The sequence below is a fragment of the Dyadobacter sp. HNCC25DJ183 genome (genome assembly GCF_056895175.1).
This window is the reverse complement of record NZ_JBXHAP010000005.1, coordinates 288,263-300,816: the sequence shown is the minus strand read 5'-3', so window position 1 is coordinate 300,816 and position 12,554 is coordinate 288,263. Positions and strand designations below refer to the sequence as shown.

Below are 12,554 nucleotides of genomic sequence, written 5' to 3'. Positions count from 1 at the left end.
ATTATTTCAGCATAGAGAGAAGACTTGTTAATTTATCTTTCAGATCCTTTCTGTCAACGATGAAATCGAGAAAACCATGTTCTAAAACAAATTCAGCACTTTGGAATCCTTTCGGCAGATCCTTTCCGATCGTTTCGCGGATAACGCGTGGTCCCGCAAATCCGATTAGAGCTTCTGGTTCAGAAATGTTAAAATCCCCCAGCATCGCATAGGAAGCAGTAACACCGCCAGTAGTCGGGTCAGTCAGCAACGAAATGTAAGGCACTTTGGCCTCTGATAGCTGGGCCAGACGGGCAGAGGTTTTGGCCATTTGCATTAATGAAAATCCTGCTTCCATCATCCTGGCGCCGCCCGATTTTGAGATCATCAAAAACGGGAATTTATGTTCAAGCGCATACGAAATAGCCCGGGCAATTTTCTCACCTACCACAGAGCCCATTGATCCACCTATGAAATTGAAGTCCATACAGGCAATAACAATGTCCATTTCGTTCATCTTGCCGTGGCCGGTTCTGACCGCATCTTTCAAGCCCGTTTTTTGCATTGTCGACTTGATCCGGTCCGGATAAGCTTTGGTATCTACAAAATGCAACGGATCTCCGGATGTTAAATCAGCGTCCAGTTCAATGAATTCGTTATCGTCAAAAAGCAGGTTGAAATAAACATCAGATCCTACTTTCTCGTGGTAATTACAATGCGGGCAGGTGAAAGCATTCTGCTTATGTTCTCTGGTAGGAGTAATCTTCTTGCAATTTGAACACTGATACCACAAACCATCAGGCGCCTCGCGCTTCATTTCTGTTGGTGTATTGATACCTTTCTCTTTCCGAATGAACCAGGACATATTTCTTGTGGGTTGATTATAAATATAAAAGCTTCGCTACGAGCAGCTTATATTAATTTCGTGATGAATACCAGACTCAAATATAAGAATAAATGTTTTTTTATGCGGGTATCCAGATTATACCTGCGGCCGAAGCATGTAGCAGCCAGTCTGGTATGAACAATTTTCAAAGTAATTTGTTACTATAAAACCGACGGTTTGACGGTTTATTTATAATTTAAATGAGTACAGCTCCTTCACCAATCGTGATCATCGTTGGAACCAACAGGCCCAGCTCCATGTCACGGAAAATTGCAGAATACTATCAGTCCATTCTGAATCACCTCAATGCGCCGAGCATTATTCTTGATTTAGTTAATTTGCCCGACGATTTTACAGTATCTGCTTTATATGCAAATTCAGGCAAAAACGAGGACTTCAACAACCTCAGGTCTCTTTTGGAACAAACTGATAAATTCGTCTTTATCGTTCCGGAATACAATGGATCTTACCCTGGCGTATTGAAGGCATTTATCGATGGGCTGCCTTATCCGAACAGTTTCGCGAATAAGAAAGCTGCCCTGGTCGGATTATCTTCCAATATGCAGGGAGCAGCAATTGCATTAAGTCACCTCAATGATGTATTCAGCTATCTGGGAATGAATACACTTGCATTGCGAGTAAAGCTTGCCCAGATACGCTCGCATTTTCATGATAATGTCATGTCAAATGCATTGTACAAGGAACTTCTCGAAATGCAGGCTGGGCAGATCATCCACTTTTGACATAAAAGAAAAAAGGGAGCTAAGTGCTCCCTCCCAATTATTTTAGCCAGTGCTGTTCCATTTCGAAAGCCGGAATCGCCGGTCTCTTCCAAAGCTCGGCCCGGCTTCTTCTGAATGCAGGCCCTTCCAGATCTGCAAACTTCACCAGTCCGTCTTTAAAGGAGTCAATCATAATTCGCAAATCCTCATTATCCTCTTCCGACCATTCGTCATTCTCTCCAACCTCAGTCAGTGATATATTAACCGGTTCGAAAGCGGTTGAAACTGATTCTTTTTCGATCACAAGATCCACTGAACTGGTCGGTGTATTTTCAAAAACATCTTCTGTCATCACGATCTCTTCCTGTTCAGCAGAAATTTCCTCTTTCGCATCAAACCCGTTTACTGCTGTTTCAATAGTTCCGGGGAATTTGTGTGACAACTTAATGCCTGGGATCGGAGATTCAATACTGTCAAATCCCGCTGCTACAATCGTCACGCGCAACTTATCAACAAGTGAATCGTCGATAATCGTACCTAATTTGAACATACGCGCTTCGCCGCCTACCTGAGACAATACGTAACTCCAGATTTCGCGCTGCTCTTTCATTGTAGCCTCCTTTTTCTTGCTGGTAGCAAGCGTTACCAGGATACGTTTCGCGCCGCGGATATCCCTGTCGTTCAAAAGCGGGGAATCCAGTGCTTCCTTAATCGCAACCTGCGCGCGATCGGTACCAGTCGCTTCGGAGGTTCCCATTACAGACTGACCTGCCTTTTTCAGTACTTTCTCAACATCTTTAAAGTCAGTGTTGATATTTCCATTTGTCGTAATGATTTCGGAAATACTTTTCACTGCATTCAAAAGAATTCCATCTGCTTCGGCAAATGCCTGTGTGATGGTCATATCTTCAAACAGTTCTTCCAGTTTATCATTCAAAACAACCAGTACCGTGTCGCAGTACTTTTTAAGTTGTTCGATACCTTCGAGTGCCTGTTCTTTCTTGTCAAATCCTTCCCACGTATAAGGTGCAGTAACTACTGCGACGGTCAACTTGCCCATTTCTCTGGCAAGCTGCGCGATTACTGGTGCGGCGCCTGTTCCGGTTCCACCACCCATACCTGCGGTAATAAAAACCATTTGCGTTGATCCGCCCAGCAGCCCCTTGATTTCTTCAATCGTTTCAAGAGCGGCTTCTTTACCTTTTGTTGCATCCGTACCAGCTCCAAGTCCCTGGGTCAATGTAGCGCCAAGCTGGATTTTAACGGGAACAGGACTGTTAGCGAGTGCTTGTCTGTCGGTATTACAAACAGCAAATTCCACATCTTTGATCTTACGTTCAAACATGTAGTTTACGGCATTGCTACCGCCGCCGCCTACTCCGATTACCTTGATAATAGCAGGTTCCTCCTGCTCGTCGACTGGAAAATCCTTTACGATTTCGTTCACAATATAATCCTGATCTAGTGCTTGCAACAAGCTTTTGTTCAATGTCTTTTCCGGGGTTGATTTGGTCATAATTTCTACTGATTATCAATAGTCGCCTAAACTATCGTCCTTTTTTCCGATAATATTATTGATGTTATCCCAAAATGTGCCACCCGTCTTTTTGACCGGCTCTTTAACTTCTTTCGGCTTTTCCTTTTGCACAACCCCCGTATTGAATGCAGTTGCCGGCTTACAAACCGACTTAACCCGCGGATCGATAGATCTGATACCAGCCCAGGCCAGTCCGATAGCAGTACTGAACGTGGAGTTACTTACCGCGTCCGCCTTGGCAGTCCGTTCCAGATTTTCCGGGTAACCCACCCTTACCGACATATCCGTTACTTTTTCAAACAGCAGCTCAATTTCGTCAATATTCGCCGAGCCGCCAGTTAGAACAATGCCGCCTATCAGCTTATCCAAATAGCCGGATTTGATGATTTCAGCGTAAACCATGGCTGCTATCTCCTTCAACCTCGCTTCGATAATCAGCGCTACGTTTTTCTTCAGAACAGGTTTAGGCTGTCTTCCACTTAAATAATTGATCAGGATCTCAATATTAAGCGGTATGTCGGCGGAAATGGCCGCACCGTATTGCTTTTTCAGTTGTTCCGCATTTTCATACTGAATACCGCAGCCAACTGCCAAATCATTTGTAATATGTCTTCCACCTACCGGAAAGGTAGCAATGTGCCTGATAATGCGATCCTGGTATATAACCAGATCAGTAGTATGGTCGCCGATATCAACCAATGCAATTCCGGCTTTTATTTCATTATCTGTTAAAACAGCAAGACTGGTAGCCAGTGGCCCCAGTACCATTTTATCACATCTTAAATTCTGGTCCGCGTCAGCAAGGCTTTTCTTTGTCCGCTGAATGGATTGGTTGTTGGCAGAAACGATCAGGAAGTTACCGCCAAGCTTAATACCCGTCCGGCCTACCGGCTCTTTCACACCTACCGAATTATCTACCATGAAATCCATTGGCAGTACATGCAGTACATCGTAATTAGGCTCGATCTTGGCGCGGTACATATCGTCCACTAGCTGGTCCACATCGCGCTGGGTTACTTCTTCACCTGAAGAGGCAGACGGCCTGATCACCCCGTCGCTGTGCGCACTCACTTTCACGTGGGTTCCGCTGAAGCTGACATTCACAATACCAATATCAAGGTCTGAGCGCAGCGATGCTTCCTGCAAAGCTTCTCTGATGGCGCCGCCTACTTGTTTTATATTTTCGACTGATCCGTTAACAACTGCTCCTGCAGGCACTGGAACTTCACTAAAACCCAGAATTTCTATGTTGCTCTGGCGTGAACCGGAAGAACTTCCCTGCGCAGCGATCACGGCTATTTTAGTACTTCCAATATCGACTCCAACTACAATTTTCTCGTGTGCCATGCTAAAGGTGAATTATTATTCACAAACTATTTGATCTTGAAACTTAACACTAATTTTTCTATATCTGCTCCAATCCTGACTCAGTACTTTATCGTAAAATATCCTGAGCTTTCTAAATTTCGACTGGTAGTCCTCGGCGCTTCCGAGTTCAATTTGCTGATCACCCACTACGGTCATCAGGCTGATCTCGCCATCATTATCCGCATCCAGCTGCGTAACCTGCGCTTTCCAGAAAGGATCAGAATTCAAGAAATGCAATAAATCCATTACAGAAGCCCCTTTTGCGGTCTGTAACTTTTTAGCATCATTGAAAAATGAGCCTGAAACCAATAACGTTCTTGCTGAATAACTTTCTGATAGAGGAAAAAAAATGCCCTCATCGCTAATATAGTATCCCGACGTATTCCGCGTTTCTCCATTTTCAGAAGTGTTAATCCAGCGCGCTAACGGCTTCTCTTGTTCTACTTCAACAACTATATTACCTCTAAGGTCACGAAATACCTGGCACTTCTTGATCAACTTGTTCCGCTTCACCCGATTCTCCAGATCGTTCAATGCCACGTTACTTAACTTATTGCCCAACAGAGGATCGCCCCCATTTTCGGTAAGTAACATCCGGACATCCATTTGATCGAGAAAACGTGTTCCTGAATCTCCCTGAATGGAAATGGTCAGGTTGGTACAACGCTGTTGACTCAGCCTGCTTTCTGCCATACCAATTCCGGCAATAGGCAGAAGAAGCCACAAACTACGTTTCAACAAAAGCCATGAATAGTCAAATTTACGTAACATCTCAGTAATATTAACAATGCTTTTATTAATTATTCGCAAAGGGATTTTTGAGCTGGTTACGTATCGGATCCACCAAAGTATCGATGTCTCCGGCACCAATTGTAACCACAATATCCGTATCTAAATCACGTAAAATGCTAAGTACTTTGTCTTTAGAGACCAGGTGTTTGTCTTCAGATGTTACTTTTTCCAGGATCATTTCTGAGTTAACACCCTCTATCGGCAACTCTCTCGCCGGATAAATATCAAGCAGCAGCAAACGATCAGCGAGCGACAGGCTTTCCGCAAACCCATCTGCAAAATCCCTGGTCCGGCTGAATAGGTGCGGTTGAAAAATCGCGGTTACGTGCCGGCCGGGATATAATCCTTTTACCGAAGAAAGAAATGCCTCGATCTCTGTCGGATGGTGGGCATAATCGTCTATATATATTTTTCCGTCCTCTTCTAACTGATATTCGAATCGCCGCTTGACACCGCCGTAAGTTTCAAGGGCCGCTTTAATTTGATCGGGTGCCACGCCCACGTGCAAAGCAACCGCACTCGCCGCAATGGAATTTTCAATGTTATGATAACCCGGGATTTTCATTGCAATGCCTTCAATTACCCCGTCAGGATAAACAAAGTCGAACACAAATCTCCCATTCCTGATCGTGATATTCCTCGAATGAAAAACGCCCGAATCAAGCGAATAGGATAATACTTCTGCTTTCGTACTACCGGAAAGTTCAAGTCCCGTCCGCATAAACAGCACACCATTTTCGTGAATCTGCCCGACATATTCCCTGAACGATTCCAAAACGGCCTCGTGCTTCCCGTAAATGTCAAGGTGATCGGCGTCAGTAGAGGTAACTATCGCGATCTCCGGAAATAATGTTAAAAATGAGCGGTCAAATTCATCGGCTTCTACTACGCAGAAAACTTCTTCCAGATGATCCGTCGGCTCATTCAGAAGCAGGTTAGTGCCATAATTTTGTGTGATGCCACCCAGAAATGCAGTGCTGTTTACACCGGCATACCGGAGAATATGCGCTACCAGGGATGATGTGGTCGTTTTTCCGTGCGTGCCCGCTACACCGATCATGCGGAGGTTTTTGGTGAGAATACCAAGTACTTGCGACCTTTTCAGGATCAGGAAGTTATGGTCCCGGAAATACAGCATTTGATGGTGCTGCACAGGTACGGCAGGCGTGTATATAACAAGCGTTTTATCGGAATCATGAAGGAAAGGTGCAGGAATCGTATCAATGGAGTCTTCCAGCGTTATCTCAATTCCTTCTTCTTCCAATTTCTCAACCAGCGCAGTCCTGGTTTTGTCATAACCTGCAACCTCAAAGCCATTTGCCTTAAACCAGCGTGCCAGCGCACTCATTCCTATTCCGCCAATTCCGACAAAATAAATATACTTCCAATCGGTCATTGAAGATGACATTCTATTAAAGGACAAACGGTTATGATCTGATTAATTTCAATACTTCTGCTGCAATATCATCCGCGGCTGTCGGCCTGGCGAGCTTACGGATATTCGTTTTCAGGTTTTCCTGCTGCGCAAAATCATTCATTAAAGCCAGTGCACTAGGTACCAGCTCAGCTTTTGCACTAGCGTCTTTCACCAGCAAAGCTGCATCTTTTTCAACCAGTGCCAACGCATTTTTGGTCTGATGATCTTCTGACGCGGCTGGAAATGGCACCAGAATGGAAGGTTTCGCAGCCAGGCACAATTCTGAAACCGAAAGCGCTCCTGCTCTTGAAACCACTACGTCGGCAATTGCATACGCAAGGTCCATTGTATAAATAAAATCAAAAGCCTTAATCAAATGGGTATTTAAGCCTTCAATTAATGCTTTTGCTGTATCAATGTAATTTCTTCCTGTTTGCCACAAAACCTGATAACCTTGCGCCAGAAATTCTGAAAGCCCTGCTGCGATGCTCTCGTTAATGGACCTGGCCCCAAGACTGCCGCCCATGACAAAAAGCGTCTTTCTTTCAGGATCAAGCCCAAACTCGGCGAAAGCTTCCCGTTTCTTGGAAGAAACATCGACGATATCACTCCTGACAGGATTTCCAAGCATTGCAATTTTCTCTTTTGGAAAAAATTCTTCCATACCCGGATAGGCTACACAGATTTTTGACGCTCTTTTTGCCAGCAGCTTATTGGTAATTCCTGCATAGGAATTCTGTTCCTGAATCAATGTAGGTATTCCCTGGAAAGAAGCCATCATTAATAACGGTCCGCTCGCAAAGCCGCCTACACCCACAGCTACATCAGGCTTAAAGTCCCGGATAATCGACTTTGCTTTATTTAAACTCTTGATCAGCTTAAATGGCAATGCAAGATTGTCAAGAGAAACTTCCCGCTTGATCCCGGCAATAGGTAACCCTACAATTTCGTACCCGGCCCGCGGCACCTTTTCCATTTCCATTTTTCCCAAAGCACCTACAAAAAGTACTTCCAGATCCGGGTCTTTCCGGCGCAATGCATCGGCTATTGCAATGGCAGGATAAATATGTCCGCCGGTTCCGCCGCCGCTTATAATTACTTTTTTTGACATACTAAATCCGTTTCTCTTCGAGTATTTCACCGCGGCTTACACTCAGGATCATGCCCATCGCCATTCCCGTAAACAGCAGCGACGTTCCTCCCTGACTGAAAAATGGTAGCGTTTGTCCGGTTACGGGCACCAAACCGACGGTTACCGCCATTGCCGAAAATGCCTGACTGACTACAATGAATGTAAGCCCGGCAGAAAGCAGCCCGCCGAACGGGCGCTTCGTGGCTTCAATTGCTTTCAGGCCGCGATAAAGTAAAATGAGGTAAAAAATGATCAGTATAGTCCCACCCACTGTGCCGTATTCTTCAACAGTAACAGCAAAAATGAAGTCCTTTTGAGGTTCAGGTAAAAATCTCCGTTGCCGGCTCTTGGCAACACCTTCCCCGTACAATCCGCCCCGCGCCATCGCCATGTATGATTGCTGCGACTGGTATACGACCACATCTTTGTCAAAAAATGCGGAAATACGGTTTTGTGCCGTACCGGCGCGCTGAGTAGAATTAAGTAGAATGGCGATCGTAGCGAAGAAAACAAGTCCCAGTGCTGTAAAGGCGAGGTAATGCAATGGCACTTTGCCCACAAACATGAGCAGAAAGCATATTCCCGCGAGCATAACAGCCGTGGACACATTACTCGTGAAAATCAGTCCGCAAACTACACCTACCAATGAAAGCGGCTCCATAAAAAGCTCGCGTGTGTTCCAGCCACCCTTAATATGCCGCGCGAGAATAAGCGATAAGTGCGCGATTAAGGCAACTTTCGCCCATTCCGAAGGCTGAAAACGCTGACCAATGACGGGTATCTCAATCCACCTGGCCGCATCATTAACGGAGGTTCCGAAAAACATCGTAAAAACAAGCAGCAGAATGGAGCTCCATACAGCCAGCCTGGTAACGTACACAAACTTGATGTAGGGAATGCGGTGAACAAAATACATTACCGCCAGAGATAGCACGCAGAGTACCACATGTTTGTAGAGGTAGTATTCTGTATTTCCGCCCATTTGGCTATAAGCATCCTTAACACTCGCACTGTAAACGACAACAATGCTCCACAAAAGCATTATAATGCAAATGCCCCAGATCCACGGATCTCCTTTCAGATTTTTGGTAAACCAGGCTTGCGTATCCTCCCTGGTTTTGTTCAGCATATCAATACTTGTTGATGCCATTGAATAAATCAGGTTTTTTTAACGGACCAAATTTCTTACCGCTGCCTTAAACTGCTCCCCACGGTCTTCATAGTTTTTGAATAAATCAAAACTGGCACAAGCGGGCGACAACAACACGATATCCTTATCTACTGCCCATTCACGGGCTTTTTCAACTGCCTCCCGGATATTATCAGTTTCAAAAATTGCAGGAACTATCCCGGTGAAATACTGCACGAGTTTCTCACGGTCTTTACCAAGAACTATCAAACCCTTTACTTTATTACTTACCAGCGCTTCAATTTGACTGTAATCATTCCCTTTATCAACACCTCCCGCAATCAGGATCACTGGCTGGCTATAACTGCCCAATGCATAAAAAACAGAATCAACATTGGTCGCCTTAGAGTCGTTAACGTAGGTAACGCCATCAATTTCTTCCACTACTTCCAGCCTGTGCGGAGCGTTTTTGAAGGATTTAAGTCCCTCGGTGATCTTAACGTGATCAATGTGCAACAACTGCGCCACTATGATAGCTGCCATTGAATTAACCGAATTGTGCGGGCCTTTCAGAGGTAGCTGGCTGAAATCCGTTTCATATACCTCATCATTCACCTGAGAAACAATCACGTGATCACGCAGCCAGGAACCTGGAATCACCGGCCGGGTCAATGAAAATCCTACTTTTTTTACCGGCGGGTTTCTTTTGCTCAGCTCCGCTTTAATTACTTCACTGTCTTCAAAATAGATAAAGTAATCGTCCTCATTTTGATTACGGATGATATTGAATTTCGAGTCGATGTAGTTTTGGAAATCGTATCTGTAACGGTCTAAATGATCCGGAGTTATATTCAATAAAATGGAAATGGCGGGATGAAAACTGACGATATTATCCAGCTGGAAACTGCTTATTTCCAGAACATAATAGTCGAAATCCTGCGTTGCAACCTGCCACGCAAAACTATCGCCGATATTCCCGGCGAGGCCGGCATGTAAGCCGGCATTTTTTAATAAGTGGTAGGTTAATAAAGTTGTTGTTGTTTTCCCATTGCTTCCTGTAATTGCTATCAGTTTTGCACGGGTATAACGCGAGGCAAATTCAATTTCGGAGATCACAGGAATTCCCTTTTTACGCAGCGCGACGATCAACGGTGCCGTGTCAGGTATACCGGGACTTTTTACGACCAGCTGGGCATCGAGGATATTTTCTGTGGTGTGTTTTTCGTGTTCAAATGCAATGTTCTCCTCTAAAAGAACCTGCGAATACTTGTCCTGGAGCTTACCTTTATCTGACAAAAAAACATCAAAACCTTTGGACTTCGCGAGAATAGCTGCCCCAACGCCACTTTCCCCGCCTCCCAAAATGACTACTTTTTCTTGCACAGGAATCAGAATTAAATATTAAAAATCGCCTTAACTACGAAGGTAAATCTTTTACAGAAAACTTTTTTTACTCTTCCAGCAATTAAGGCGAATAAAAAAGAGGCATATCAGATATGCCTCTTTGCAACAATAATTTAGTGTTTACAACTCTTTTTTCATCGATTCAGAAAGCCTTAAACGGTTGGCAAGCTTAACGATCAGGAAGATCACCCAGGCGATGATAACAAACTGGATCAGCACCTGAATAAAGTTACCGTACTTTACAGCCACCTCGGGCGTGTCCCCTACAGCTTCCTTCAACACGATTTTCAATTGCGTAAAATCTACTCCGCCGATGATCAATCCTAGAATTGGATTAATGATGTCCTCAACCAAAGATGTTGTAATCTTTCCAAAAGCGGCGCCAATAACTACGCCGACAGCCAAATCCAGCACATTGCCTTTGGCAATAAAAATCTTGAATTCCTGAAGCATAACAAGTTGAGGTTAGTTGGTGATTAAAACTGATACAAAAATCCGATACTAAGTGCCTGCGCAAACTGGATTTTACTACTTTGGTCCGCATCGTAGACCAGGATTGCGCCCAGATTTACATTGACAAACTTATTAATCTTAGCTGTAAGCTGCGCGTCCAAACGGTTATCTATATTCAATGGATGTTTGAAGCTGGAATACATCAGATACCTGAATTTCAGGTTTACATCTTTGGCGATATCTTTATCAAAATTGGCAACCACCTGGATCAGCGCTACCTCTGTTCTCACGCGCCTGCCTATAGGTACGCCATAATTATTCTGGTCCGGCGTGTTTACGTACAAATCTGTGTCTATGACGATCGTCTGACGCAATGCACCCGGCGCGAAATCAACGAAGAAATAAGGTACCGGCCGGTATTCGATACCAATTGCCTCCGTGAGGTATGCAGGGGAAAGAATGCCGGAAACCTTTCTCTTAATGCTTGCTGAGTCTGGATTATCGTCATAGGTATAGCCGGCCCCGAACTGCGACAGGAAGTTTACATTCGCAAAAAGGCTCCATGTAGCGGTAAGTTCACGATTGTATTTGGTGTCGAAAAATATTCTGTCGACGTTCTTTCTGCTTTGCTGGCCTTTGTTTCTTACAATACCATACTGAGATTGAAAATCATTTCGCCAGGCGTTTTTACCCTTCTTCTTTTCATTTAATGCATTAAAAAAAAGCCCGAGTGCAACCGAATTGACGCCCCCGCCCGTCCAGTTTCCGCTGAATGATCCCTGGTTGAGATTGGCGCCAAATTCTATTTTTTTCCATATCGTGTCGCCAGGCAATTTCAGCCTGCCTGCGTTGATTGGGTTTGATAAATCGACATTATTCTGTGAAAATGCCTGTACTGAGATGAAAAGAAAAAACAGGGAGACGACATAGTGTGAACCACGCAGTTTGCTGCTCATTATCAACGGATTTGGTGAGTGAGGTAATTGAGTAAAAGGGCATTGAGCCGACAGTAAGTCGGACAAAGTAAAGGAATTTTTTGAAACTATGCCAGATCAATGAAACAGAACTGTCTCCAGATACTTCTTTCTAAGTTTCTCACGGGACCTCATTAAACGCATTTTCACGGCGCTCTCAGTCATTTTAAAAATGTGGGCGATTTCTCTGATCGTACGGTCGTCGAGATACTTAAGGTACAGCAAAGACTTCTCCTCGAGGTCTAAATGAGTGAGTGCCGCTTTCAGACTGATCGTGTTGACCTCCTCCACTTCAAATATCCTCTGAATATCGAAATCGTCTTCCTGATCGGCATTTTCTACATAAATGGTTACGATCTTTCGCCTGCCGGATCGCATTGTATCCATGCAGTGATTGTAAGTAATTGAAAAAAGCCAGGTGGCAAATTTGGCGTCTTCCTTGAAAGAGCTCATTTTAAAGAGCAGCTTAAGAAATATATCCTGAGTGAGGTCTTCCGAGCGGGAGATGTCTTTGGTGAAGGAAAGGCATTTTTGGTAGACTTTAAAAGCGTAGCGCTCGTAAAGTTTCTGAAAATAGCGGTTGTCTTGAGAATCCAAAAAAAGCTTGACTAGCTCTTCGTCCGATACATTATGCTGCGCATAATCTTCAAATAAAAGTTCAATCATCCTGGTTCGCAATTCGCTGATAGCGTGTGTAAAAAACTAAGAGGGTATATTAATTTTCCGTAAATATTAAAAAACAACGCCTGGTATACAAATAG

General features: G+C 44.3%; 12 protein-coding genes. 1 reads left to right on the top strand and 11 read right to left on the bottom strand.

Translation table 11 applies throughout. The features are described 5' to 3' along the window. Position 1: 1 nt before the first annotated feature. On the bottom strand, positions 2 to 844 hold the full coding sequence (accD, locus tag AC1XTG_RS14650) for an acetyl-CoA carboxylase, carboxyltransferase subunit beta (RefSeq protein ID WP_056291106.1): 843 nt from the start codon (positions 842 to 844) through the stop codon (positions 2 to 4). A 221-nt stretch (positions 845 to 1,065) separates the two neighbouring features. On the opposite strand from accD, the gene AC1XTG_RS14645 reads away from it, so the two are divergent. Then, positions 1,066 to 1,608 (top strand): NADPH-dependent FMN reductase, encoded by a 543-nt coding sequence (locus tag AC1XTG_RS14645; protein WP_484842482.1) that lies wholly within the window; start codon positions 1,066 to 1,068, stop codon positions 1,606 to 1,608. Between the two features lie 37 nt (positions 1,609 to 1,645). Here the strand turns inward: AC1XTG_RS14645 and ftsZ are convergent, their stop codons facing one another. From ftsZ to AC1XTG_RS14595, 10 genes are all read right to left on the bottom strand, one after another. Beyond that, a complete protein-coding gene (gene ftsZ, locus AC1XTG_RS14640) occupies positions 1,646 to 3,076 on the bottom strand; it encodes a cell division protein FtsZ (protein WP_484842598.1) in 1,431 nt (476 codons plus the stop codon). Between the two features lie 42 nt (positions 3,077 to 3,118). Continuing rightward, entirely contained in the window at positions 3,119 to 4,471 is a 1,353-nt protein-coding gene (gene ftsA / locus AC1XTG_RS14635; protein ID WP_484842481.1) for a cell division protein FtsA, read from the bottom strand. Between the two features lie 15 nt (positions 4,472 to 4,486). Beyond that, complete coding sequence (locus tag AC1XTG_RS14630) at positions 4,487 to 5,263, bottom strand: cell division protein FtsQ/DivIB (RefSeq protein ID WP_484842480.1); 777 nt, start codon at positions 5,261 to 5,263, stop codon at positions 4,487 to 4,489. A gap of 25 nt (positions 5,264 to 5,288) precedes the next feature. Further along, positions 5,289 to 6,680, bottom strand: coding sequence for a UDP-N-acetylmuramate--L-alanine ligase (gene murC / locus AC1XTG_RS14625; RefSeq protein WP_484842479.1), 1,392 nt, complete (start codon positions 6,678 to 6,680; stop codon positions 5,289 to 5,291). Between the two features lie 31 nt (positions 6,681 to 6,711). Further along, positions 6,712 to 7,812, bottom strand: a complete 1,101-nt coding sequence (gene murG / locus AC1XTG_RS14620) for an undecaprenyldiphospho-muramoylpentapeptide beta-N-acetylglucosaminyltransferase (RefSeq protein WP_056291099.1) — start codon at positions 7,810 to 7,812, stop codon at positions 6,712 to 6,714. A 1-nt stretch (position 7,813) separates the two neighbouring features. Beyond that, positions 7,814 to 8,983 carry an FtsW/RodA/SpoVE family cell cycle protein gene (locus AC1XTG_RS14615; RefSeq protein ID WP_229238816.1) on the bottom strand — a complete coding sequence of 390 codons (1,170 nt, stop codon included), beginning with the start codon at positions 8,981 to 8,983 and terminating at the stop codon, positions 7,814 to 7,816. 18 nt (positions 8,984 to 9,001) lie between these two features. After that, positions 9,002 to 10,345: a UDP-N-acetylmuramoyl-L-alanine--D-glutamate ligase gene (gene murD / locus AC1XTG_RS14610; RefSeq protein ID WP_484842478.1), complete on the bottom strand. Its 1,344-nt coding sequence runs from the start codon at positions 10,343 to 10,345 to the stop codon at positions 9,002 to 9,004. 141 nt (positions 10,346 to 10,486) lie between these two features. After that, a complete protein-coding gene (gene mscL / locus AC1XTG_RS14605; protein ID WP_056291096.1) occupies positions 10,487 to 10,819 on the bottom strand; it encodes a large-conductance mechanosensitive channel protein MscL in 333 nt (110 codons plus the stop codon). 23 nt (positions 10,820 to 10,842) lie between these two features. Further along, positions 10,843 to 11,775 carry a DUF3078 domain-containing protein gene (locus AC1XTG_RS14600; protein ID WP_056291094.1) on the bottom strand — a complete coding sequence of 311 codons (933 nt, stop codon included), beginning with the start codon at positions 11,773 to 11,775 and terminating at the stop codon, positions 10,843 to 10,845. A gap of 96 nt (positions 11,776 to 11,871) precedes the next feature. After that, complete coding sequence (locus AC1XTG_RS14595; protein ID WP_484842477.1) at positions 11,872 to 12,459, bottom strand: RNA polymerase sigma factor; 588 nt, start codon at positions 12,457 to 12,459, stop codon at positions 11,872 to 11,874. Between the last annotated feature and the right edge of the window lie 95 nt (positions 12,460 to 12,554).

Coding starts and splice junctions, on each gene's coding strand:
- murG (WP_056291099.1), bottom strand. CDS start 7,812: ATGTCAAAAAAAGTAATTATAAGCGGCGGCGGAACCGGCGGACATATT.
- AC1XTG_RS14630 (WP_484842480.1), bottom strand. CDS start 5,263: ATGTTACGTAAATTTGACTATTCATGGCTTTTGTTGAAACGTAGTTTG.
- AC1XTG_RS14600 (WP_056291094.1), bottom strand. CDS start 11,775: ATGAGCAGCAAACTGCGTGGTTCACACTATGTCGTCTCCCTGTTTTTT.
- AC1XTG_RS14645 (WP_484842482.1), top strand. CDS start 1,066: ATGAGTACAGCTCCTTCACCAATCGTGATCATCGTTGGAACCAACAGG.
- AC1XTG_RS14615 (WP_229238816.1), bottom strand. CDS start 8,983: ATGGCATCAACAAGTATTGATATGCTGAACAAAACCAGGGAGGATACG.
- murC (WP_484842479.1), bottom strand. CDS start 6,680: ATGACCGATTGGAAGTATATTTATTTTGTCGGAATTGGCGGAATAGGA.
- ftsA (WP_484842481.1), bottom strand. CDS start 4,471: ATGGCACACGAGAAAATTGTAGTTGGAGTCGATATTGGAAGTACTAAA.
- accD (WP_056291106.1), bottom strand. CDS start 844: ATGTCCTGGTTCATTCGGAAAGAGAAAGGTATCAATACACCAACAGAA.
- mscL (WP_056291096.1), bottom strand. CDS start 10,819: ATGCTTCAGGAATTCAAGATTTTTATTGCCAAAGGCAATGTGCTGGAT.
- AC1XTG_RS14595 (WP_484842477.1), bottom strand. CDS start 12,459: ATGATTGAACTTTTATTTGAAGATTATGCGCAGCATAATGTATCGGAC.